Below are 22,383 nucleotides of genomic sequence, written 5' to 3'. Positions count from 1 at the left end.
GTGACTTTATCGCTATAAACGGCGGATGGGAGTGCCCGTCGTTAACGGGCACCGGACGATCAAGGATTAAGCTGATAATCGAGGCTAATATCGGCTTTTAACACCTGCGAAACCGGGCAACCGGCTTTGGCTTTCTGAATGATGCCGTCAAAGATATCGACATCGATGCCCGGAAGCACAATCTGACTCTGCAATGCCACTTTGGTGATCGCAAACCCGCCGCCGGATTTGTCCAGGGTGACAACGGCCACCGTATCAATCGACGTTGCCGTGTAGCCCTCTTCGCTGAGCATCAGCGACAGCGCCATGGAAAAGCAGGCGGCGTGGGCGGCGCCGATCAGCTCTTCCGGGTTGGTGCCCTTCACCCCTTCAAAACGGGTATTGAAACCGTAGGGCTGCTGGCTCAGCGCCCCGCTCTCCGTCGAAACCGTCCCCTTACCGCTTTTGAGATCGCCTTCCCAGTGCGCCTGACCTTTCTTATGGATTGCCATGTAATCGCTCCTGTTGGTATGTCGAATCCAGAGTATAGATGGTGAGGCGCCTTTCGGCGGTGGATTAGGAAAATCCCCTATAAAACAAAAAATTATCAGACGGCGTCGCCTGTCGTTATTTTTAACACGAAAATGACAATGATTAACATTCGCGCAACAGATCACATTTTCATCATCGCGGCATAGCGAATTTTTTCCGCTCATCTACTATCACTTCATAACACGATATATCGTGATAAAAGATATATCTCAATTGAGCTTTGTCATGATCAGAACAGGCGGCCGCAGAGCCGCCACGTATCCGATACCTGTAGCGATGACTGAAAGAGAGAACCCTACAATGCAACAAATCAATGAGATAGTCGGCCAGCCTCCTTTTAACGTGACACGGGCCAGCCATATCGTCCTGAACGTACGGGACCTCGAGGCAAGCAAACATTTCTATCGCGAACTGGTGGGCCTGATCGTCAGCGACGAAGATGCCTCCACCGTCTGGCTGCGAGGTCTGGAAGAGCGCGGTCACCACAGTCTGGTGCTACGTAAAAGCGCACAGCCTGGCTGCGCACGCATCGGTATGCGGGTCCACAGTGAAGACGACGTCAAACGGGCACGGGATTATTTCGCCGCCCAGGGAGCGAACGCCGAACTGGTGGAGGTCCCCTGGCAGGGTCTGACGCTGCACGTCAGCGACAGCATCGGCGTGCCGCTGGAGTTCTGCGCGACCATGGAACCGCGCGAAAGAATGTTTAAACAGTACCATCGCTATCGCGGCGCCTGCGCTCAGCGTCTCGATCATTACCAGCTGCAGGCCAGTAACGTGCGCACCGCTTTTGACTTCTATCAGCGGCTGGGATTTCGCACCAGTGAATACACCTGGTCTGAACTGGACGGAGAAGAGCAGCTGTGGGGCGTGTGGATGCAGCGCAAAGGCAATCCTCACGATATCGTTTTTACAAACGGCGTCGGTCCGCGTCTGCACCACTTCGCCTATACCATCCCGGATACTAACGACATGATTCGCGCCTGCGATGTCGCCGGAGCCCTGGGCTATGCGCCACAGCTGGAACGAGGCCCCGGACGCCACGGCATCAGCGGCGCGCTGTTTATCTATTTCCGCGATCCGGACGGTCATCGCATCGAATTGTTCAACACCCATTACCAGCATATCGATCCCGAACCTGCCGTCGGTTGGGATCTTGCCGATCCGAAACGGGCCGATCAGTGGGGGCTGCCGGCACAAAATAAGTGGTTTACCGAAGCCACCCCCTTCGTCGGCGTGACGCCGCAGCCGCCCGCGCTGCGGGTCGATCCGCCGGACCTGGAACGCTTCCTGGCCATGGCGAACGACGCCTGATATTGCACATCGTTACGCGCTGTACCTCATCGCTCCCGGTACCGGCTACGGTCCGCGAGCAAATTTAACAGCATTCAGGAGTACGATTGTGGCTACATTTTTACAAAATGCTTACCTCAGAATTCTGGTGACCTACGCCCTTGGCGTCATGGCGGCGATGACCGTCAGTGAAGCGGTTACCGAACTGGGGGCCATTGCCAGAGATTTTCATATTACCGGCCACGGCCAGGTGGGACTGGTGATGTCACTCCCTTCGTTGATGGTTGCCCTCGGCGCGCTGCTGGCCGGATATACCGTCGACCGCATCGGCGATCGGGTGGTGCTGCTGATTGGCGCGATAATCATCGTCTCTGGCGATCTGCTGGTGATTGCCGCGCCAACCTTTAAGCTACTGCTCATCTGCCGCGCCATTACCGGCGTGGGCTATGTTCTGACGGCCGTCGCCGCCGTCACCCTGCTTATTCGCATCACCACCGGTAAGCAGCGCACGATGGCGATGGCGCTGTGGTCGACCTTTGTTCCCGCCAGTTTTTTGCTGCCGTTCCTGTCGGCCGGTCTCGCCGACCACTTTGCCGACTGGCGGGCGGCATTCCTCGCCCACTCCGTATTGACTCTGCTGCTGGTGGTACTGGCGCAGCTGTGCCTGCCGCGGCGGAGCGCGGAGGAAAAAGTCATGTTCTCCCGCACCCGTGGCCTGCGTGACGTGCTGAAAAGCCCGCTACCGTGGCTGCTGGGTATCTCCTTCGGCGCCGATGCTTTTCTGCAAACCGGCGTCATCACCACCCTCGCCCCATGGCTGGCAAAAAGCTACGGCGTGGATGCGCTGGTGGTTTCGCGCTGGAACGTGGTGGCGATGGTCTGTAACGGCATTGGCTGTCTGATGGTGGGCGCCCTGCTCAACCGCGGCGTCAGGGCGACATGGATCGGGGCCTCAGGCATCGTCCTCACCGGGATTCCCGCGCTGGTTATTTTTAGCCTGCAAATAGGGCTGTGGCCGTCACTTGTTGCGTCGTGGATCTTCACCTTCGGCAGCGGATTGCTGGTGGGAATGTGGGCGCTGGCTCCGATCGTCGCTCCCTCTCGTGACAGCATCGGCGCCACCAGCGGGCTGATCACCCAACTGACGCTGATTGGCGTCTTTCTTGGACCGCCGCTGTTTTTCCATGCATTGCAAAACCACACCGGCCACTCGCTCTCTCTGCTGGTGCTGGCGGGGCTGGCGGTCTGTCTGGTCGGTATTCCAGTCTGGCTACGGGATCCGAACCATAAACCGGCGGTTGAACAGCGCGCCCCGGACGGCGCAGCATCAACAAATCGTCCGTGAACTAAGCATGACAGGCTATCGGGCCTGCCGATAAAACAATCTGAGGAAGTCATTATGTTGGATATCGTCATTATTGGTGCCGGTCCGGCAGGGCTGGCTGCGGCCCTGCGACTGCACCAGCAGGGATTTAAACCACGTTTATTCGAAGCCGTTCAGGAAATTAAGCCGCTTGGCGTCGGGGTAGATATCAAACCTTACGCGGTGAAAGAGCTGACCGAACTCGGTCTGTACGACGCCTTCTGCGAGATCTCCGTCGAAGCGCAGGAATCTATTTTTTATACCGGCTACGGCCAGCAGATTTTCGCCGAACAGTGCGGCCGTCACATGGGCTATGAACATGACCAGCGCTTCGTACATCGCGGTCATCTGCAAATGATGCTCTACCGTGCCGTTCAGGAGCGTTTGGGTCCCGATGCCATCACCCTCGGCTGTCGCTGCCTGAGCGTCAGCCAGGACGATCATGGGGTAACCGTCACGTTTGATAACAGCCTGAACCCGGCGGCCCCGCAGCAGGTACGGGCCGACGTGATGGTTGGCGTTGACGGCATTCGCTCCGTGGTGCGCAGTCAGCTGCTCCCGGCCTCTCAGCGTAGTCACTTTTCCGGCCTGACGCTGTATCGCGGCGTCACCGTAATGCCGCCGATCAAAACCGGCGGCTCGATTTTGCACATCGGCGATCCGATTCGTCAGGGCACCCTGATCGTCTACCCCATCCAGGACAACGTCGATGGCCAGGGAAATCAGCTGGTCAACTGGGTGATTGAGCAGGCCGAAAAACCGCAAAGCGAAGAGGACTGGAATCAGGAAACCGGCGTCAAAGAGATTGAGCATGTTTTCGATGATTGCCAGCTCGGTTTCCTGGATGTCAGCGACATGATCCGCCGCGCCCGCGAATGCTATCTCTTCCCGTTGATCGATCACGATCCGCTCGAACGGTGGTCCTTTGGCCGTATCACCCTGTTGGGCGACGCCGCGCACGCCATGTATCCGCGCGGCGGCAACAGCGTCTGTCAGGCCTTTGTCGACGCCCGCGTGCTGGCTGAGAAGCTCAGCACAGTGGCCGATCCGGTTGCGGCGCTGCGGGCCTACGAGGAAGAACGACGCGAGAAGGTGAACTGGCTGGTGCTGGCTTCACGCGGCGAAGGCCCTGAGGTGGTGCGCCGGATTGTCGAAGAGCGCAGCGGCGGGAAACCGTTCGACGATATCGAGGCCATTTTCCCCCACGAAGAGGCGCTGGCTATCTTCAGCGAATACCACGCCAAAGCCGGGATGCAGATTCCCGGAAATAAGGAGAGCGTAGCGCCCGGTAAATATAAGTCCGTTTTTGCCACCGAACAGAAATAGCCCCACACAAACCAACATGACACCAAAAACAAAAGGAAAGAACGCATGAGTAAAATTATCGATGCCAACATGCACTGGCTGCCAGGCGACCTGTTCTCTGACGCCAAACTGTTGAATGCATTTCTGGATTGCGTGCCGAAACAGTACGGGGTCCACACCCGGGTGGAGCAGATTGAAGGCAAACCGCTGCGCCAGCTGATCATCGAACAGCCGAAAGGCTATGTGAACCTCAACTACGCCGAAGGTCAGTACACGCTGGAAAGCCAGCTGGCAGACATGGAAAAAGCCGGCGTCGACCACGCCATTTTCCGTCTTCCGGTATGGCAGGAATGGCTGGATCTGGAGACCTGCAAAAAGGTCAACGACCGCATGGCCGAATACGTTAAGCGCAGCGGCGGAAAAATGTCGGCGCTGGCGGTCGTTCCGCCGTGGGGAACCGAAGAGTGTCTGCGCGAAGTCGACCGCTGCCTGAATCAGCTCGGCTTCCGCGGCGCGCAGATTGTCGCCCATTACGGGCAGATCTATCTCGACGATCCGGCCTTCCGCCCTTACCTCAACTACCTGAACTCGCTGGAAGTTCCGGTTGTGGTTCACCATACGCCGCTGCCTGTGGATTTTAACTCCGTGCTGCCGTACACCAACCAGCGCCGCCAGTTCGGGCGCTGCATCGACCAGGCCACCGCCGTCGGACGCGAATTGTTCAGCGGCATGTTTGACGAGTTGCCGAACCTGCGCTTTATCCACTCCATGCTGGGCGGCGCGTTTTACGCCTTCGCCGATATGCTGGTACCGCCGCAGCATCAGTTCAACGATGCGGTCGACCGTTTCCAGACCGGCACCGGCAATCTGCGCGCGCAGTTAAGCAACAACATCTTCTTCGATACTTCCGGCGCGCCGCAATGGGGTAAAGCTCAGCTGGAGGCCGCGGTGAAGGTGATCGGCGGGAAAAATATTCTCTACGGTAGCTCCTACCCGATTCGCAAGGACTGGTTCTTCCAGGGGGTGGACACCATTCAGAGTCTGGATATTTCAGCGGAAGATAAGGCCAATATTCTCGGCGGCAACGCCGCACGGATGTTCCATCTCGATTAACGAAATCGGCCCCGCTAAACGTCAGATTACCGGGGCCAAAAGCGATAAACCGGCAGCCCTCTGCCGGTTTTTTTACGTCCGCTGCCAGCGGATATCTAACGTTTCACGTACCGCTGCTTCCGCCAGATGGCGCTCCACAATGGTTTCCATCTCGGCCAGATCGTCGGTTTCCGTGGCGCTCAACGTAACCTGCAACAGATTATCCTGCACATCCAGCCGGACCTCACCGATGCTCAGTCGAAACTGCCCGCTGTGCTCATCGCTGACAACCGGCGTGCGATGTTGGAAATGGCTGCACAGGCGGCGCATAAATCGCGAAGCATTGGGCGTACTGATGCAGGCGATACTGGTGTGCACGCCCTCTGCCGGAGCCGGCGTGGTCAGCAGATGTTCAATGCGTTCGGCGGCGAGATGAATCGCCTGCGCCAGGCTAACGACCATACCGGCAGGCAGCGGTTCATATTTCAGCCGCAGGCTCAGCGCCCGCTTCAGGTGGTCCATTGCTTCTACCAGCACCGCCGGCGATTCCCGGTTAGCCTGCGGCGCGACCCGCGACTTGAGCATATCCATGACCGCCTGATTAGCCGTCAGCCATGCCCGGCCCTCTTCGGTAATGCTGTAGCGCTTGCGGCCGCCCTTTTCCAGATCGATAACCGCATAGTTGCGGTCATACAGCCAGGTCAGGGTCGGATAGATTACCCCCGGGCTGGGCTTATACAACCCGCCAAAACGTTCTTTAATGTCATGAATGAGTTCGTACCCATGGCTCGGCTGTTCAGACAGCATCGCCAGGAGCAGCACGCGTAGCTCACCGTAATCGAATACCCGCCCACGACGCCCGGACTGACCCGCATTCTGCGGGACAGCCGTCGCGTTGTCGTTACCGGCGGATTTTTTTCCGGAGCGTTGTGTTTGTTCCATCGTCGACTCCTTTATCATCCACTGCAACATAACTAAACTTTAAATATATCTTAAAGAGATGGCGCAGGCCTGAATTTTGTTCGCCAACGGAATAAGCGCGGGAAAGCGGAGAAACGATCGCGAAAAGTGGGTTAAAGGACGGCGATAAAATCACACTGTATGCGAATATTGCCGCTCAGTTTGGCATCGATGGCGTACCTGGCCGGACGCGATGCCGGATCAGGGAAATAGCGGATCCAGTGGCGGTTCACCGTTTCGCGTTCGTTTCTGTCCGCCATCAACAGCGTCAGTCGGGCAATGTTGTCCAGCGTCCCGCCGGCGTCCTCAATCAGCGTTTTGATATGGGCAAACATCAGCGCGCACTGGCCATCAAGATCGTCCGGTACCTGCCGGGTCTGCGGATCGCGGCCATAAATCACACCGGAAAAGACCATATTGCCAATCCGACAGGCGGCAGGCACGGGATTGGCGTGAACAAAGGCCTCGCTGTAAATACTTTTTCTGTTACTCATATTTGTCTCCAGTCAGGATCTACCGCCGGCAGACCCTGATACTCATAAAATGACAATATCGTCACGATTAATATTCACTGTCCGGCATCATCGCGCCGAATTTATAAACCAGGCGTAGACGTTCCGCATGATAATCACCGGTTACCGGTGACGGCGAGTCAATATAGTCAAATTCAAATTCAGCATGTAATCGCGGGGTCAGGTTATAACCCAATATCATAAATCCGGCATTAATATCCTTAGCGGCAATCGGATAATAAATCCCGCTGGAGTCTTTTAAATTCAGACGCGTATAGCCTAATACCGCCAGCGCGTTTTGATTATGATAAACATAGCGCAGCGCCAGCGCGTCGCCGGGCTGATTGCTGGTGATCATCGATGCCAGCGGTTGCCCGGCCTCAATCGGCGTGGTGTCATAAATACCGAAATTATATGGCGCGAAATAGGCGCCATTTAAAAACGCCCCGTCCTTGCTGGGAACATGAGTGGCAATCACCGAGAAACTATGATTACGCGAGCGCACCCCCACTCGCGCAGAATAAAGATCGGTGTCGATATTTTTATACGGCCAGGACTGATCCGATGTATCCCATTCATGCAAATACTGTGCGCCGAAAAATGGCGTCCAGTGTCCCACGCTTAGCCCATGTACCGGCAGTTCGCCGCCGACAAAAGCCATCTGCGCACGTTTATCAAAGTGATAATACCAGGCCTCGGCCTGGGCATCGTACAGCTGGCCATAGCGCAGACCGAAGGTGGAGAAACCATCGCTGTCGACCGAGGGAATCGTCGTATCATCGACCTCGGGCGCCCCGGTATCTCCCTTACCAAAGGTATCGGAGCTGAAGGGTTTGAAACGATAGATTCGGTAGCCATACAGCTTTAACGGCTGCTTATCCAGCAAAGAGTAATCGCCGCCAAACCCCTCATATAAGGCAGGAATCATGGTACGACCTTCGCCACCGTTGGCGAAAGGCGTATCGAGCGCAATTCGTCCCCCCTGCAAATTAAATCCATAGCCCCGATAGCGCAGATAAGCCTTGCCCAGAACATTGATATTATCCGCCGGCAGATAAATTTCCGTCTTTTCACTGTTATCGGGATTGAGGCCTAAATTCCACGAAGCATAATCTGCGACACCAAAACTAAAACCATAAAGTTCCGGGCTGACGTATTGAATATCACCGCCAAAGGCGTGCGTTTGTTTATCCGCGACGGTACCGTTAAATTCTTTAAAAAAATGCATAGTTTTGACTTCGCCGTAAATATTCCCTTGCGAAAGCCAGTCGTTGAATGAATCAGAGTCGCCACCCGTGGATACCGTATTTGCGTAACAACTGCCGCACATCAACGCCAGCGGAAATAACGCCAGCATTGAGACTCTGAATGAACAGTTTAATTCCATTGCCAGATAACCTCATTGTAGGAGACAGAGATATTTTTTTATTTACCGCCCGGAGCCTGTTCAGGCAGGCTCATAGAGAATGGCGCGTCAATGCGCCCACCCGCGCTACGCCCCAGGGTTCGCGACGGGTGATATCAACAGAAATTAAAACCAACAGATTTATTTGCGCGTTTGCGCCAATAAGGCTTTGCCGTAATCATTGCCATTCGGGATCCGCGTAATCGTGTGAATATGAAAACGCGCCGGCTGCTCATTGGTCAGCCACATGCCGCTATGGTGATCGAACTCCAGCATCACCACCGGACTTTGAATACGGTAATAAAAGACATCGTCATCGCCGCAGCCGCCAATCCAACACCACCAGGTTTCCTCAAGATGCTGTTCAATGCACGCCAGCCGCCGCTGTCGCGGAGCATCGGGCAAAAAATCGAGGAAGCAGGCAATCGTCGCCATTAACATCTTGCGCTGCGCCGGACTGAACTCCGCCGCACAAATTCCCTCATACGGAATCATGCGGTTATCCTGAAACGCCCCGCCCAGATGGCGCTGATCGGCAAAGTTAAAGCGCTCTGGCGGCATGGCCGGATCTTCCATCTGCTGGAAAATCGTTGCTCGTTTTTGCTGACGCGGAGTCAACGCCTGCATTAACGCCAGACCGCAGCGCTCTTCGTCGGTAAACAACGTCGCGTCACTGTCATCGCCGCGATCGATAACGTTTGGCTCCACGCCCATAAACGTGGGGGCGATAGTCAACTGACGTCCGACGATAAAGCAGCAAAACGCGACATGATGGCCGTAGATACTCCACCCCCAGGGCCGCTCCGCAGAAGGCTCGCCGAACAGCATAAAATGGAAGCTCCAGCGGTTCATGATGTTATTCAGGTCATACAGCTCACCAAGGAAATGGTTGGCATCCATCAGGCGCGACACTTTGCGAAATCCCTGCTCGCTGGTGCAGGCCCTCAGTAACCCGAGAAACGCGTCGCGCGTCGCCGGAGAGGTCGCTTCAAGGCGCACGCCGTAGTCATTGAACGGAATTTCCGGGTTATACCAGGCTCGCCACTGCGGCGCATCTATCGGCTGGCAGACGCGCTGGCGCTGCGACGGCTCCAGCGTCAGCAGCAGCGCCCTGGCGACGGCGACCGCCTCGTCGACGGCAAACCCTTCATCGGCTAACGCGAAAAGCCCATCGCGTACCCTGCCGTCAGTGGTGATCCCGCGAAACGTTTCATCCAGGCTGGCCTGCCACTGGGCCTGTAGGTCACGCGCCTTTTCCGTCGCCAGCATCCGGGCGCCATAGGTGGCGACATCCACGTTGCGCGCGGCCAGAATACGTGGCGCATCGGCGGGCAGAAGATAATCACGAAAAGAGTTACTGCTCATCACGCCTCCCACGCTATAGCGTCGTCTTCTGCCACCACGCGATGTTCTATCGCCCCGAGGCCGTCGATGGTCAGATGCAGCAGATCGCCCGGTTGCAGGAAGCGCCCGGTCGGCGCGCCAATCCCGGATGGTGTTCCGGTAGCGAGCACGTCGCCCGGCTCCAGGGTCATCACCGATGAGAGGTACTCAATCTGTTGATATATGTTGTAAATCATATCGCCGGTAGAGGCGTGCTGACGTTGTTCACCGTTCACCGTTAGCGTCATCTGTAGCGCCAGCGGGTCGGCAATTTCATCGCAGGTCGTCAGCCACGGTCCCAGCGGCCCGTGCGTATCGAATGATTTACCGAGCGTAAAGGTCGGCGATTTTTTCAGCCAGTCGCGCGCGGAGAGATCGTTGACGATCAGATAGCCGGCAATCACCGCGGGGGCATCGCCGGCACAGACGTGGCGGCAGCGGCGACCGATAACCACACCGAGCTCAATTTCATAATCCATCTGCTCGCTGATGCGCGGCTTAACAACCGGATCAAAGGGCCCGCTGATGCAGGAAACCTGCTTGTTAAACCACATTTGCGATGACGGGATCGCGATCCCCGCCCGGCGTGCCTCCTCGGCATGCTGGCGATAGTTCATACCAATGCCGAGAAACTTCTGCGGGTCGTGAATCGGGGCCTCCAGGCGGACCTCCTCTAGCGCAATGGCCGGCCCGGCGACCCGCTCAAGTCGTTCGCGAAGCGCCGGCAGCTCGTTGAGCAACTGGCGCATGGAGTGGTCGATGCCGGTGATTTCTGATAAATCAATGACCGTAGAATCAACCACTTTGCCAAGCCGGGTACGTCCGTGGTGGGTGTAGCGCACGAGCTTCATAACACTCCTTCTACGCCGCAAAGGGCGTCATTTGTGACAATATAATTTGCCAGCCCTGTGGGGAACGACGCAGAACCAGCGTGGAAAAACCGTGGCGAACCCTTTCGGCGCCATCGTGCAGTGAACGGACCACGTTGCGCGTTTCGCCGCTGATGAGGGCAATATCGCCCAGCAGACGAATGTCAGGCGTTGGCCGTTCGATAGCCACAAAGCCGCCCATTTTCACCACGTGTTCGAGAAACCCGGCTTTACCCTGTACCATTCCGGTACTGTGAATATGAACAAGATCGTCGGCCAGGAGCGCCGCCAGACGCACGCTATCACCGGCCACCAGTGCCTGCTGACGCTGCGTCTCAAGCGTCAATAGCGCCAGGACATCCGCATTCATAGCAGCCCCTCATAGGAACCGCCGTCGAGCTGCAGGTTTTGTCCGGAAATATAGGAAGCCTGCTGGCTACAGAGAAAGGCGCAGGCCGCAGCGAACTCCTCCGGGCGGCCAAAGCGCCCGGCGGCGATTGTCGCCTCATTGCGTCGGCGCGCCTCTTGCAGACTGATACCCTCTTTATCCATCAGCCGCTGCAGCATAAATGCCTGGCGTGGCGTATCGATCCGCTCCGGAAGCAGATTGTTGATGGTCACATTGTCGGCCACCACCTCACGGCCAATTGCTTTGCTGATGGCCGTCAGCGCCGTCCGCGCCGAGGTGGATAGCCCCATCATGTAGTGCGGCGCTTTGACCATGGCCGAAGTGATATTGACGATCCGCCCGAAGCGCTGCTGCTGCATCGCCGGCAGCCAGGCGCGAATCAGCTGTACCGCTGGAACAAAATTGGCCGCCATCGCCCCCAGCAGCGCCTCCTCGTGCCAGTCGGCGAGTACGCCGGGCTGAGGCCCGGCGTTATTCGTCACCAGAATGTCGATTTTCGGCCAGGCTGCCAGGATCGCCGCGCGCCCCGCCGGCTGCGTCAGATCGGCAGTGACGGTCGTGACGGCAACCTGAGGAAAGCGCTGACGCAGCGCCGATGCCGCCTGCGCCAGCTTCTGTTCATAACGCCCGTTTAGCGTGACGTTCACGCCTTCTGCCGCCAGTGCCGTCGCACAGGCCAGACCGAGCCCTTGCGATGATGCGCAGACGAAAGCCTGTTTTCCGCCAATCCCCAGATCCATTCTCCGCTCCTGAATGTTAATTATTGGTAAAATAATGTACATATATTGATATATCTCAAATTACGATATGTCTAGATATCAACCAGAGGATTAGATGAAAGTCGGAGATGGCTCACGAAAGCGGCCGCTGTCGGCGGGAACCAGAAATCGACGTGCGGGCGCCGCCCTGTATCAGGTAGCGAGGGGGGAGATGGCCGGAGCACGCGCGCCCACAAGGCGCGACGCAGGATCAGCGGGACGAAAGTGCGCTAGCTAAGCTGCGCCAGCTGCTGTTGAATCTCATCGAGGAACAGCGGTAACGCGCTGGGCTGATAGTCGCGCGATAAATAGATGCCGTACACGCTGAGCGCTTTCGGCGTCCAGCCCGGCAACACCGGCTTCAACGCCCCACTGTTGAGCGCGCGCTGCGCTTCCAGTTCCGGCAGCATCGCGATACCGCATCCGGCTACCGCCGCTTCCAGCAGTAATGAGGAGATCCCGGCGCTGAGGTTGCCGGAGACCGCCACGGAGACGGCTTCGCCCTGCGGATCGCTGAACTGCCAGGTCGGCGTGGCGAAATGGCTGTAGTGCAGACAGTTATGTGCGCTGAGCTCCGCCGGCGTCTGCGGCTGGCCATGTAACTGTAGCCAGCGCGGCGATGCGCACAGCACCGAACGGCAGACCCCCAGCCGACGGGCAATCGCTCCTGGCTCCGGGTTATCGGTGATACGAATCGCCACGTCAATACGCTCGCCGATCAGGCTCACCGGATGGTTATTGATATCCAGTTCCAGACGCAGCTGGGGATAACGGGCGAGAAAATCGGGTAACAGCGGCGAAATCAGCTGCATGGCCGTAAAGTGAGCGCAGGCGACGCGTAGCGTGCCGCTGGGCACCGCCCGCTCGGTCTGCCCGGCAATTTCATCCGACAGTTGCGTCAGGCTGCGGGTTTTTTGCAGCACCTTCTCCCCGGCGGCGGTTAAGGTTAATTTACGCGTCGAACGGTGAATCAGGCGGGTACCCGCCCAGTGTTCCATCTGTTCCAGATAGCGACTGACCATCGGGCGCGACATCCCCAGCGCGCGGGCCGCTGCGCTCAGGCTCCCCAGTTCGCAGATCCGCATGTAGACCTGCGCGGCAATAATTCTGTCCATCTTTCACTTCCATCTGCACGTTTTATGAAACTCAGCATCTCTTTTTTCAGGAATTTTCGCAAATCAGGAAATCCGTAAAATAGCGTTATTGATCAGACACAGAGAAAACCACCATGAAATTATCCGCCCTTGCCGTTGCCACCGCACTGTTCAGCTCCGCTGCCTTTGCCGCACCTTTAACATTGCAGACCTATAACCCGCAGGATAAAGGTATCTTCGCCGTCAACTCGACGCTGGCCTCCGGTCCGCATGAGGCGGTGCTGTTTGACGCGCAATTTAGCGTTAAAGACGGCGAGAAGCTGGTGGAGATGATCCGTAAAAGCGGCAAAAAGCTGACCCGCATCGTCATCACCTCCGGCGACCCGGACTTTTACTTTGGCCTTGAGCCGCTGGTGAAGGCCTTCCCGCAGGCAAAAATCGTGGCGACCTCGGAGGTGGTTAAGCATATTGAGGCGACCAAATCGGCAAAACTGGCCTTCTGGGGCCCGCAGATGAAAGACGGCGCGCCAAAGCAGCTTTATACGCCGCAGGTCATTGAAGCTAACACCTTTACTATCGACGGCGAGAAAGTCCGCATCCTCCAGCCGCAGCACTACGCGGCATTCGTGTGGATCCCGGCGAATAAAGCGATCCTCGGCGGCACCGGCGTGGCCTGGGGCATGCACGTGTGGACCGCCGACACCCAGAGCGCGGAAAGTCGTCAGCAGTGGCGCACCACGCTCGACGATATGGCCGCCCTGCACCCGCAGCAGGTGATTCCGGGTCACTATCTCGGGACGCCGCCGGCCGGCGATCGCGCGATTACCTTCACCCGCGACTATCTGCAGCAGTTTGAGCAGGCGCTGAAAGCCCATAAAGATTCCGCCGGAGTGATTGCCGAAATGAAGCAGCGCTGGCCAAATCTGGCGGAAGAGAGTTCTCTCGAGCTCAGCGCGAAAGTGAATACCGGCGAGATGAAGTGGTAACAAGCGTCGCCTGCAACTGAACCGGGGCCTGACGATGTTCAGGCCCCGGGTTGAGGCACGGGGTTACTGAATTTTCACGTTTCGGGCGTTAATCACCTTAATACCGCGATCGTCGTCGTGAAAATGTCCTTCCGTGGGTTCCGTATTCCAGGTCTCCAGCAGCCGTTCTTCAGGCGCCAGCGCATAGCTAAAGTTTCGGATGCTCACATTGTCGATCGGCGCTTCCGGTAGCCCGACAATAAACGCGGCGCTGGAGAGCACGTTGGTCGCCAGCACATTCTCAATCAGGATATCGCGGATGTGCGGCGTCATTGCGCTCAGCGGCTGCGGCTGTTCGGAAAGCGTTACGTCGCGTTCATGCGCCAGCACGCCAGGGGCAAAATATTGACCGATCACAATCGGACACCAGCAGCCATCCATCGTCAAATCGCGCAAAGTGATGTTTTTAATCGTACCGCCCCGCCCACGCCGCGATTTCAGGCGAATCGCCCGCTGGGTGCCTTCGAAAACGCAATCGCTCACCGACACATTTTCAATGCCCCCTGCCGTTTCCGAACCAATGGCGATGCCGCCATGGCTGGCGAGGATACGACAGCGGCGCGCCGTGACGTTGCGGGTGGGTCTGTTGATGCGCAGGCCGTCCGCCCCCGAGCCGGATTTTAAGGTAATCGCATCGTCACCCACATCAAACAGACAATCCTCGATAGTAATATTCTCGGAAGAATCCAGATCGATGGCATCGGTATTGATGGCATCGGCCGGATTGAGGATTGTCACTCCGCTGATGACGATGTCACGGGAATAGACGGTATGCAGGGTCCAGAACGGTGAGTTCTGCAAGGTGATCCCCTGCAGGTGAATCGCCGAGCATTTCCAGAACTGAACCAGCGGCGGGCGCAGGAACTGGGTCTGAGGACGCCCGCCGCCGCCGGGGCGAGAACGATAATCCGGATTCAGCGCCGCCAGCTGCCGCTCCCAGCTTTCCCGCGGCGCCTGACGGTCCTCCTCTTCAATCTGACGGAACGTATCCCACCACCACTGGCCCGCCCCCTCAATCACCCCCGCCCCGCGAAGGGTAATGTTGCAGGCATCCGCGGCGTACAAAAGCGGGTGCAGCGCATAGCATTCGATCCCCTCCCAGCGTGTCCAGACCGGCGGGTAGAGCTGCGGGTCGGCAATAAAGCGGATCGTTGCCCCTTCTTCCAGGGTCAGCGTCATATGGCTGTACAGAGTCAACGGCCCCGTCAACCAGGTGCCCGGCGGAAAGATAATCTCTGCGCGATGTTCCTCGCTGGCCGTACGGGCAGCCTCGTTAATCAGGGTCTGCAGGTCGGTATTGTCGCTGGCAATATAGGTGGTCATTTTTTTACATCCCAAATTTCATCATAAGCGTAGCCGGTGAGATCCTCGACGATGGCCCGGGTTTTCGGGTCCACATCCTCTTTGGCGCCCCCCTGCTGCAGGCGGTCCATCTCGGCCTTAACGACCTTGTGGGTTTGCGGGTTCAAATTGAAGGTGCGAATCAGATACAGGGAGTAAATCAGGCAAATGAGCGGAATAAAAATAAATGCGATCATGATAGCGATTTGTGCCGCAGGTATTTGTACCGCCAGCGATTTATCAAATCCGCCGAAGGCGAGGATCCAGCCAATAATCGCCGAGCCAATCGCGCCGGTTAATTTTCGGGTAAAAGTCTGGCAGGCGGCAAAGGTTCCTGCCCGCAGTTTGGTGGAAACCAGAGTATCGACATCCGGCACCAGCGGAATCACATTCCACACCGTATATTCCATCGTCTGGCGGCCAATCTGGAATAAGGCTGACAATATCAGAATGGTCACAAATGCCGCGCTATCGGAGAGCTGAATATGAAAGACATATAACCCCAGATAATAAATGAGGACGGCGATCATCAGTGAAAATGCCATTGACCACAGCCATTTCGGCCCAAATTTAAACATAAAAAAGGTGGCGATCGGCACCACGATCAATCCAATAATAGAGAGCGACGAAGCGGTCTGCGCCATCCCCTGCGACAGACCCAGGATAAATACGACGTAGAAGAAAAAGGCGGTATTGAAACAGTCCTTCGCGAAGTAGGAGACAAAATAGATAACACAGGTTCGGCGGCAGGCTTTCGTTCTCATCACATGAAGATATTCATTGATAGAGTAAATAATATTTTTCGGCCGCTGCTCTTTAGCGCTGTTCTCAAACGCGTCAACATATCCCGGGGAAAACTCCCAGGTTGTCAGCCACGTAATGATGGTACCGGCAAACAGCACAATGCCAAACACAATCCCGGAAATGGTATAGGCCTGGGGGCTATCGCTGCCCAGCATCACCAGCAGCAGCGCCGGCAAACCGGTGACGGCGAAGGTCCCGAAGGCGGAGACGAACATCCGCACGGAGCTCAGCTTCACCCGCTCGTGCGCTTTATCGGTCATTTCCGTGGCAAGCGTTTCATAGGCAATATTATTAAACGACTGGGCGGTATCAAGCAGGAACAGCACCACGAAATACCACAGCCAGGAACCGACATGGACCGTAAACAGCAGCGGGAAACAGATTAAGGTGAGCGTCGCGCCGATCAAAAATAAAATATGTCGCCGCCCTAATCTGCGCCCAATTGCCGTACGGAAGAGTTGATCGGAAACGCCGCCAATCACGCCACAGACGATCATATCCAGTATTTTCAGCGCGAATAACATGGTACCCACCACCCCGGCATTTAACCCCGCCCAGGTGCTGAGGAATATCATCAGGTAAGAGCCGACCAACGTTCCCCATGCCGACCCGTTGAGATCGTTCATGGCATAACCTAAGGAGCGCAGCAGCGTAATCGGTCTTTTTCTATATACGCGCAACTCCTCATAATTAATTTTTTTCAATTTATTGTCCTTTTTATTATATTCCCCATTAAATAGCGCCCGGCAAGCGCGCTCGATACAACACTCATCAAGGTAATATTTATGCGCATTATCACAATTACGTAATTTCACTAACTGGTTGTGAAAATTAATAATTGTGCGGGAGATAACAAAAAGCCGGAGCGGAGAATGGTGATAAATTTCGTCGGGTTAAGGGCAGCCGCGGGCCTTATTTCTCGCTCGATAATGGCGGTCCCGGCATAATATTTTGCCGCATAAGGTTGCCATTGGCGGAAAAATAGACCACGATAGATAGCACGGTCGCGCTAGCGCGCCGTTCTTAGGGTTACATTTCGTCCGGCCACGCCGGGCTTGTCCTTGAAACAGAACTGGATTAAGGAGTAAGAATGAAATCGAACCACCAGGCACGTCATCTTCTCGGTCTGAACTATAAACTGTCGCAGCAGAAAAAAGTGGTGCTGGACGGCGATGTGGAAACGACAATTAACCACGCTCATGCCACCGGCCGTAAGCGCCGCGCGGGTTAATTTCTCAGCTGAATGATGATAAAAACACCGTCCTTTCGTCAGGATGGTGTTTTTTTAATACAATTTCCCCTCTTTGATAACATCTGCTCTATACTGCTCCCGCTGCATTCCCTGCCAGCCCGCACGCTTATCGCCGCGCACGGTCTGAAGTGAACATCAAGGAGTTAGTGCGATGCAATTCACCCATAAGAAAAACCGTTCTCTGTATATCCCCTACGCTGGCCCCGTTCTGCTCGAATTTCCCCTTCTCAACAAAGGTAGCGCCTTCAGCATGGAAGAGCGCAGCAGCTTTAACCTGCTCGGCCTGCTGCCAGAAGTTGTTGAAACAATTGAGGAACAAGCTGAACGTGCATGGATCCAGTACCAGGGGTTTAAAACTGAGATCGACAAACATATTTACCTGCGCAACATTCAGGACACCAACGAAACCCTCTTTTATCGCCTGATTGGCAACCATCTCGATGAGATGATGCCGGTCATCTATACGCCGACCGTTGGCGCCGCCTGCGAGCGCTTCTCTGAGATCTACCGTCGCTCGCGCGGGGTGTTTATCTCCTATCAGAACCGGCACAACCTCGACGATATCCTGCAAAACGTCCCGAATCACAACGTTAAAGTGATCGTCGTCACCGACGGAGAGCGTATTCTGGGTCTCGGCGACCAGGGCATCGGCGGTATGGGGATCCCGATCGGTAAGCTTTCGCTGTACACCACCTGCGGCGGTATCAGCCCGGCCTATACGCTGCCGATCGTGCTGGACGTCGGGACTAACAACCAGCAGCTGCTCGACGATCCGCTGTATATGGGCTGGCGCCATCCGCGTATTACCGACGATGAGTATTATCAGTTTGTCGATGATGTTATCCAGGCCATTAAGCACCGCTGGCCGGACGTTCTGCTGCAGTTCGAAGACTTCGCGCAGAAAAACGCCATGCCGCTGCTCAACCGCTATCGCAATGAGATTTGTTCATTCAATGATGATATCCAGGGCACCGCCTCGGTGACCGTAGGCACGCTGATTGCCGCCAGCCGCGGTGCGGGCAGCCAGCTGAGCGAGCAGAAAATCGTCTTCCTCGGCGCCGGCTCCGCCGGTTGCGGGATTGCCGAACAGATTATCGCCCAGATCCAACGCGAAGGATTAAGCGAAGAAGAAGCGCGCCAGCGCGTGTTCATGGTTGACCGTTTCGGCCTGCTGACCGACGCCATGCCGAACCTGCTGCCGTTCCAGAACAAACTGGTGCAGAAGCGTGAAAATCTCCAGCAGTGGGATACCACCAACGAAGTGCTCTCCCTGCTTGACGTTGTGCGAAATGTGAAACCGAATATCCTGATCGGTGTTTCCGGCCAGCCGGGTCTGTTCACCGAAGAGATTATTCGCGAGATGCATAAGCACTGCCCGCGTCCCATCGTAATGCCGCTGTCGAACCCGACCTCTCGCGTCGAAGCCACGCCGCAGAACATCCTCAGCTGGACTGACGGCGAAGCGCTGGTTGCCACCGGCAGCCCGTTCGCGCCGGTCACGCTGAAAGGTAAGCAGTACGTCATTGCCCAGTGCAATAACTCTTATATCTTCCCCGGTATCGGCCTCGGCGTAATCGCCTCCGGCGCATCGCGAGTCACCGATGAGATGCTGATGGCGGCCAGTGAGACGCTGGCGAAGCACTCACCGCTGGTCAACAACGGCGAAGGCCCGGTTCTGCCGGAACTGAAAGATATCCAGACCGTATCGCGCGCGATCGCTTTCGCGGTCGGTAAAGTCGCTCAGGAGCAAGGCGTGGCGGTGAAGACCTCCGCCGAGGCACTGTTGCAGGCGATTAGCGATAACTTCTGGCTGCCGGAGTATCGCAACTACCGCCGCACCTCGATCTGATTAACCGGCATCGCAAACGGGCCTGACAACGGGCCCGTTTTTTTTGCTGCCGCCCCACTATCTTTAGTCGCTAGCCAAATCGCCGCCCACCTCCTACACTGCTTTCACCTGTCAACTCACTCAATGAAAGGAGGCCCCCATGCTGTTATGTGAAATATCTATATTTTCACTGACATTTGGTAATCGTCCCTGCTCAAGCGTTATCGGTATCGTGCTGCGATAACTTCAGCTTGAGCGAAGACACCCCAGACTAATTCCCTTCCCTCGGGCTTACCGGGTTATCGTCAGCGATGTTTGACGAGGCGTTTTTACGCCTGTAACTCTTGAGTAAGTTCACGATGAGTACATTATTTAGCGCGCAATCTCTGCATGTTGAAACGGCATTCGGGCCGCTTTTCACCGACCTCTCCTTTACCCTGAAAAAAGGCGATCGCATCGGCCTGATCGGCCATAACGGCTGCGGCAAAAGTACCCTGCTGCAGGTGCTGGACGGCACGCTGACGCCAGGTGCCGGCAGCGTGGCGCTGGCGCACCATTGCCTGATGGCGCGGGTTGAACAACACCTGCCGGATACCCTGCTACAACAATCGCTGATCGAGGTAGTTCTGGCGCGGCTTGCCGCCAGCGGGCGTGAACAACAGCGCTGGCAGGCAGAACGTCTGCTGGCGGAAATGGGGTTTACGACGGCGGAATTCACGCAGCGTGCGGCAACGCTAAGCGGCGGCCAACATACCCGACTGCTGCTGGCCAGAGCGTTAATTCAGCAGCCGGATCTCCTGCTGCTGGACGAACCCGGCAACCATCTCGATCTGCCGACCCTGCTGTGGCTGGAAAGCTTCTTGCAAACCTGGCAGGGGAGCTTCGTGCTGGTGTCACATGACCCCCTTTTACTGGATGCTGTAACTAATGCCAGTTGGATCCTGCGCGACAAAACCCTGCACGCCTTCTCCCTTCCCTGTAGCGCGGCGCGTCAGGCGCTGGCGGAACGGGACGAAAGCGATGCCCTGCGTCATAAAGCCGAGCAGCGAGAAATCGACCGCGTCACCACCAGCGCTAAACGGCTGGCGACCTGGGGACAGGTGTACGACAACGAAGATCTTTCGCGCAAAGCCAAACAGATGGAGAAACAGGTCGCACGCCTGAAGGAGAGTCAAACCGAGCTGACCGCCGGCACGCCGTGGCGGCTGGCGCTGAACGGTGACGCCCTACGGGCCGATCGTTTACTCGAAATTGAACAACTGCCGGTTCCCCCGGCTCCGGGATTACCAGCCCTGTTCACCGCCGGGCTGGCGCGTCTGCGCAGCGGCGATCGGGTGGCGATAATGGGGCGCAACGGCGGCGGGAAATCATCGTTGCTGCGCCTGCTGTGGCGGCAGATGCAGCAGGCGGCGCCGGATGTCGGACTGCGCCTGCATCCCCGATTACATCCGGGCTACTACGACCAGTCGCTGCGTCAACTGGCGGATAACGCCACGCTGCTGGAGGCGCTGGAGAGCTTCGAACCCGCCGCAGAGCGCCGTAAGCGGGCGCTGATTTCCGCCGGTTTCGGCTGGAGCCGTCACGGGCAAAAGGTCAGCACCCTCAGCGGGGGTGAACGTTCCCGACTGCTGTTTGTCGGGCTGTCGCTGGCGAGCTATAGCCTGCTTCTGCTGGATGAGCCCACCAACCATCTGGATATGGAAGGCAAAGAGGCGCTGGCTGCCTCGCTGCGCGAGTATTCCGGTGGTCTGCTGCTGGTCAGTCATGACCGTCAGCTGATAAGCCAGAGCTGCAACCGCTTCTGGCTGATTGATGATAACGGGCTGAGCGAGTGGCATACCGCCGATGAAGTCTACACCCGCCTGCGCCGCGGGGCGCCCCAGGCCGGGAGGCGCGCCGAAGTTGATGCGACGGCCGCCGCCGTCGAAGACCATGACGCCCTGCTGGAACGGCTGATCGATCTGGAACAACGGCTGGCGGATGATATATCGCGTAAACCTAAGCACCAGAAACCCCACCTGCAGACGCAGTGGCGCGAGGAGATCGCCGCCATTACTGCCAGACTGAGTTAAAGGAGACTGAATCCCCGCTAAGGTGGCGACACCTTCGCGGGGTGTCCGCGAGCAAGGACCGTGGTTATGTCGAAGCAGAATCCACCGGGTATCGGCTAAACTGCTGTTCGGTCATCACCATCCCCCACTGATCGCCCTGCCACTCTTTATGCAGCGTAAAGCCGAATGATTCATACAGCGCGCGCGCGGCGTGCAGCCCGCTGAAGGTCCACAGCTGGACGGCAGAAAAAGCGCGACGGTCGCAAAAAGCCATCGCCTCGGCCAGCAGGCGTCGGCCAACGCCGCTGCCCCGACAGCGGTCGTCGAGAATAAACCAGCGTAGATGCGCTTCGTTATTGCCCAGATCTTCACCATCGATGGCCACGGAGCCGACGATGTTGCCCTCCAGCACGGCCAGCCAGATGTGATTGCACTCGGCGTCAAGTCGGGCAGAAAACTCCGCCAGCCCGCTGGCGACCTTACCTTCGAAAAAGTGGCCGAACCCGTGGTGCCGGGCATAATATTCGCCGTGCATCTGCGCGATGCGGCCAATCATACCCGGCCGGTATCCGCTCACAATCGTCACGTTGTTTGCCGCGGCGGGCCTGGGGACATCGCGGCATTTCGCCAGCGCCTGCGCGTACGCGGTCAGCCCCAGCGCCACGTTTTGTTGTTGTCCGGCGTCGAGATGCGTGAGCGCATCAACGACCCGCATCGCCCCGTAATCGTTAATCCGGCTGACCGTCCCCCGTCCCTGTTCCGTCAGTTCGAGTCGCTTGAAGCGGGCATCTTCGCCGTCGGGTTTTTCCTGCAGCTCGCCGGCGGCCAGCAGACGGGACAACATACGGCTGACGCTCGATTTCTCCAGCCCCAGGATCTGAACCAGCTGTGCGGCGGTCATCGCCCCGTTGGCGGAAATTTCCAGCAGCGTATGCACGGCGGAGGGTGAATAGTCGGTGGCTGCCAGGGTGGAATTCATGAAGCCGAGTTCACGAACCATCAGGCGGGAAGCGCGGCGTATTTCATTGATCAGCGATTCGTTAATAAGCGATGGATGCGTCATGGCGATCGGTGCAGGTGAGTTAATAGTTGTACAATACAACCATTA

20 protein-coding genes are annotated in these 22,383 nt (G+C 57.0%); 8 read left to right on the top strand and 12 right to left on the bottom strand.

The genetic code is table 11. The features are described 5' to 3' along the window. Positions 1 to 59 precede the first annotated feature (59 nt). Positions 60 to 491 carry an OsmC family protein gene (locus tag MC50_RS21120; RefSeq protein ID WP_032696231.1) on the bottom strand — a complete coding sequence of 144 codons (432 nt, stop codon included), beginning with the start codon at positions 489 to 491 and terminating at the stop codon, positions 60 to 62. A gap of 340 nt (positions 492 to 831) precedes the next feature. Between MC50_RS21120 and hpaD the strand changes: the two genes are divergently transcribed. The 4 genes from hpaD to MC50_RS21100 all read left to right on the top strand — a co-directional run bounded on the left by hpaD (position 832) and on the right by MC50_RS21100 (position 5,605). Further along, a complete protein-coding gene (gene hpaD, locus MC50_RS21115) occupies positions 832 to 1,845 on the top strand; it encodes a 3,4-dihydroxyphenylacetate 2,3-dioxygenase (protein ID WP_047664878.1) in 1,014 nt (337 codons plus the stop codon). 88 nt (positions 1,846 to 1,933) lie between these two features. Further along, positions 1,934 to 3,169 (top strand): MFS transporter, encoded by a 1,236-nt coding sequence (locus MC50_RS21110; protein WP_049264376.1) that lies wholly within the window; start codon positions 1,934 to 1,936, stop codon positions 3,167 to 3,169. 54 nt (positions 3,170 to 3,223) lie between these two features. Continuing rightward, positions 3,224 to 4,513 (top strand): FAD-dependent monooxygenase, encoded by a 1,290-nt coding sequence (locus tag MC50_RS21105; protein WP_052135800.1) that lies wholly within the window; start codon positions 3,224 to 3,226, stop codon positions 4,511 to 4,513. Positions 4,514 to 4,558: 45 nt separating this feature from the next. Next, positions 4,559 to 5,605 carry an amidohydrolase family protein gene (locus tag MC50_RS21100; protein WP_032687778.1) on the top strand — a complete coding sequence of 349 codons (1,047 nt, stop codon included), beginning with the start codon at positions 4,559 to 4,561 and terminating at the stop codon, positions 5,603 to 5,605. 72 nt (positions 5,606 to 5,677) lie between these two features. On the opposite strand, the gene MC50_RS21095 is transcribed toward MC50_RS21100, so the two are convergent. The 8 genes from MC50_RS21095 to MC50_RS21060 form a co-directional block, all read right to left on the bottom strand. Continuing rightward, the gene (locus MC50_RS21095) at positions 5,678 to 6,526 is read right to left on the bottom strand and encodes a DUF2218 domain-containing protein (protein WP_032687780.1); all 849 of its coding nucleotides are present in this window, start codon (positions 6,524 to 6,526) and stop codon (positions 5,678 to 5,680) included. A gap of 131 nt (positions 6,527 to 6,657) precedes the next feature. Further along, positions 6,658 to 7,038, bottom strand: a complete 381-nt coding sequence (locus MC50_RS21090; RefSeq protein WP_032687782.1) for a RidA family protein — start codon at positions 7,036 to 7,038, stop codon at positions 6,658 to 6,660. 67 nt (positions 7,039 to 7,105) lie between these two features. Continuing rightward, entirely contained in the window at positions 7,106 to 8,284 is a 1,179-nt protein-coding gene (locus tag MC50_RS21085; protein WP_223306624.1) for a hypothetical protein, read from the bottom strand. A 318-nt stretch (positions 8,285 to 8,602) separates the two neighbouring features. Then, the gene (locus MC50_RS21080; protein ID WP_047664876.1) at positions 8,603 to 9,826 is read right to left on the bottom strand and encodes a DUF3500 domain-containing protein; all 1,224 of its coding nucleotides are present in this window, start codon (positions 9,824 to 9,826) and stop codon (positions 8,603 to 8,605) included. After that, positions 9,826 to 10,695: a fumarylacetoacetate hydrolase family protein gene (locus MC50_RS21075; RefSeq protein WP_047664875.1), complete on the bottom strand. Its 870-nt coding sequence runs from the start codon at positions 10,693 to 10,695 to the stop codon at positions 9,826 to 9,828. The genes MC50_RS21080 and MC50_RS21075 overlap by 1 nt, the downstream gene beginning before the upstream one ends. A gap of 10 nt (positions 10,696 to 10,705) precedes the next feature. Then, complete coding sequence (locus MC50_RS21070; protein WP_032696237.1) at positions 10,706 to 11,083, bottom strand: nuclear transport factor 2 family protein; 378 nt, start codon at positions 11,081 to 11,083, stop codon at positions 10,706 to 10,708. Further along, entirely contained in the window at positions 11,080 to 11,862 is a 783-nt protein-coding gene (locus MC50_RS21065; RefSeq protein WP_047664874.1) for an SDR family oxidoreductase, read from the bottom strand. Before MC50_RS21065 ends, MC50_RS21070 begins: the two co-directional genes overlap by 4 nt. Before the next feature lie 248 nt (positions 11,863 to 12,110). Continuing rightward, positions 12,111 to 12,995, bottom strand: a complete 885-nt coding sequence (locus tag MC50_RS21060) for a LysR family transcriptional regulator (protein WP_032687789.1) — start codon at positions 12,993 to 12,995, stop codon at positions 12,111 to 12,113. A gap of 113 nt (positions 12,996 to 13,108) precedes the next feature. Here MC50_RS21060 and MC50_RS21055 point away from each other — a divergent pair, with 113 nt between their 5' ends. Beyond that, a complete protein-coding gene (locus MC50_RS21055) occupies positions 13,109 to 13,960 on the top strand; it encodes a Vmh family MBL fold metallo-hydrolase (protein ID WP_032687790.1) in 852 nt (283 codons plus the stop codon). Positions 13,961 to 14,023: 63 nt separating this feature from the next. Here the strand turns inward: MC50_RS21055 and MC50_RS21050 are convergent, their stop codons facing one another. Next, entirely contained in the window at positions 14,024 to 15,322 is a 1,299-nt protein-coding gene (locus MC50_RS21050; RefSeq protein ID WP_032687791.1) for a glycoside hydrolase family 28 protein, read from the bottom strand. Beyond that, entirely contained in the window at positions 15,319 to 16,770 is a 1,452-nt protein-coding gene (locus MC50_RS21045; protein ID WP_077267074.1) for an MFS transporter, read from the bottom strand. Before MC50_RS21045 ends, MC50_RS21050 begins: the two co-directional genes overlap by 4 nt. Before the next feature lie 464 nt (positions 16,771 to 17,234). Between MC50_RS21045 and sra the strand changes: the two genes are divergently transcribed. The 3 genes from sra (at position 17,235) to MC50_RS21030 (ending at position 21,296) form a co-directional block, all read left to right on the top strand. Then, the gene (gene sra / locus MC50_RS21040; RefSeq protein ID WP_004861775.1) at positions 17,235 to 17,375 is read left to right on the top strand and encodes a stationary-phase-induced ribosome-associated protein; all 141 of its coding nucleotides are present in this window, start codon (positions 17,235 to 17,237) and stop codon (positions 17,373 to 17,375) included. A gap of 172 nt (positions 17,376 to 17,547) precedes the next feature. After that, complete coding sequence (locus MC50_RS21035) at positions 17,548 to 19,245, top strand: NAD-dependent malic enzyme (protein ID WP_004861771.1); 1,698 nt, start codon at positions 17,548 to 17,550, stop codon at positions 19,243 to 19,245. A gap of 338 nt (positions 19,246 to 19,583) precedes the next feature. Continuing rightward, the gene (locus MC50_RS21030) at positions 19,584 to 21,296 is read left to right on the top strand and encodes an ABC-F family ATP-binding cassette domain-containing protein (RefSeq protein ID WP_047664873.1); all 1,713 of its coding nucleotides are present in this window, start codon (positions 19,584 to 19,586) and stop codon (positions 21,294 to 21,296) included. A 64-nt stretch (positions 21,297 to 21,360) separates the two neighbouring features. Here MC50_RS21030 and MC50_RS21025 read toward each other — a convergent pair whose 3' ends face one another. Next, a complete protein-coding gene (locus tag MC50_RS21025; RefSeq protein WP_047664872.1) occupies positions 21,361 to 22,338 on the bottom strand; it encodes a bifunctional helix-turn-helix transcriptional regulator/GNAT family N-acetyltransferase in 978 nt (325 codons plus the stop codon). Between the last annotated feature and the right edge of the window lie 45 nt (positions 22,339 to 22,383).

This window comes from Klebsiella planticola, from assembly GCF_000783935.2.
Taxonomy (GTDB): domain Bacteria; phylum Pseudomonadota; class Gammaproteobacteria; order Enterobacterales; family Enterobacteriaceae; genus Klebsiella; species Klebsiella planticola.
The sequence above is the reverse complement of the archived record's forward strand: the minus strand, read 5'-3'. Positions and strand labels throughout refer to the sequence as shown.

Excerpts from the sequence above, each read along its gene's own strand:
- MC50_RS21050 (WP_032687791.1), bottom strand. The coding sequence starts at position 15,322 with ATGACCACCTATATTGCCAGCGACAATACCGACCTGCAGACCCTGATT.
- MC50_RS21060 (WP_032687789.1), bottom strand. The coding sequence starts at position 12,995 with ATGGACAGAATTATTGCCGCGCAGGTCTACATGCGGATCTGCGAACTG.
- MC50_RS21095 (WP_032687780.1), bottom strand. The coding sequence starts at position 6,526 with ATGGAACAAACACAACGCTCCGGAAAAAAATCCGCCGGTAACGACAAC.
- MC50_RS21055 (WP_032687790.1), top strand. The coding sequence starts at position 13,109 with ATGAAATTATCCGCCCTTGCCGTTGCCACCGCACTGTTCAGCTCCGCT.
- MC50_RS21100 (WP_032687778.1), top strand. The coding sequence starts at position 4,559 with ATGAGTAAAATTATCGATGCCAACATGCACTGGCTGCCAGGCGACCTG.
- MC50_RS21045 (WP_077267074.1), bottom strand. The coding sequence starts at position 16,770 with ATGAACGATCTCAACGGGTCGGCATGGGGAACGTTGGTCGGCTCTTAC.
- MC50_RS21105 (WP_052135800.1), top strand. The coding sequence starts at position 3,224 with ATGTTGGATATCGTCATTATTGGTGCCGGTCCGGCAGGGCTGGCTGCG.
- MC50_RS21065 (WP_047664874.1), bottom strand. The coding sequence starts at position 11,862 with ATGGATCTGGGGATTGGCGGAAAACAGGCTTTCGTCTGCGCATCATCG.
- MC50_RS21025 (WP_047664872.1), bottom strand. The coding sequence starts at position 22,338 with ATGACGCATCCATCGCTTATTAACGAATCGCTGATCAATGAAATACGC.
- MC50_RS21120 (WP_032696231.1), bottom strand. The coding sequence starts at position 491 with ATGGCAATCCATAAGAAAGGTCAGGCGCACTGGGAAGGCGATCTCAAA.
- sra (WP_004861775.1), top strand. The coding sequence starts at position 17,235 with ATGAAATCGAACCACCAGGCACGTCATCTTCTCGGTCTGAACTATAAA.
- MC50_RS21075 (WP_047664875.1), bottom strand. The coding sequence starts at position 10,695 with ATGAAGCTCGTGCGCTACACCCACCACGGACGTACCCGGCTTGGCAAA.
- MC50_RS21030 (WP_047664873.1), top strand. The coding sequence starts at position 19,584 with ATGAGTACATTATTTAGCGCGCAATCTCTGCATGTTGAAACGGCATTC.
- hpaD (WP_047664878.1), top strand. The coding sequence starts at position 832 with ATGCAACAAATCAATGAGATAGTCGGCCAGCCTCCTTTTAACGTGACA.
- MC50_RS21085 (WP_223306624.1), bottom strand. The coding sequence starts at position 8,284 with ATGCATTTTTTTAAAGAATTTAACGGTACCGTCGCGGATAAACAAACG.
- MC50_RS21090 (WP_032687782.1), bottom strand. The coding sequence starts at position 7,038 with ATGAGTAACAGAAAAAGTATTTACAGCGAGGCCTTTGTTCACGCCAAT.
- MC50_RS21070 (WP_032696237.1), bottom strand. The coding sequence starts at position 11,083 with ATGAATGCGGATGTCCTGGCGCTATTGACGCTTGAGACGCAGCGTCAG.
- MC50_RS21035 (WP_004861771.1), top strand. The coding sequence starts at position 17,548 with ATGCAATTCACCCATAAGAAAAACCGTTCTCTGTATATCCCCTACGCT.
- MC50_RS21080 (WP_047664876.1), bottom strand. The coding sequence starts at position 9,826 with ATGAGCAGTAACTCTTTTCGTGATTATCTTCTGCCCGCCGATGCGCCA.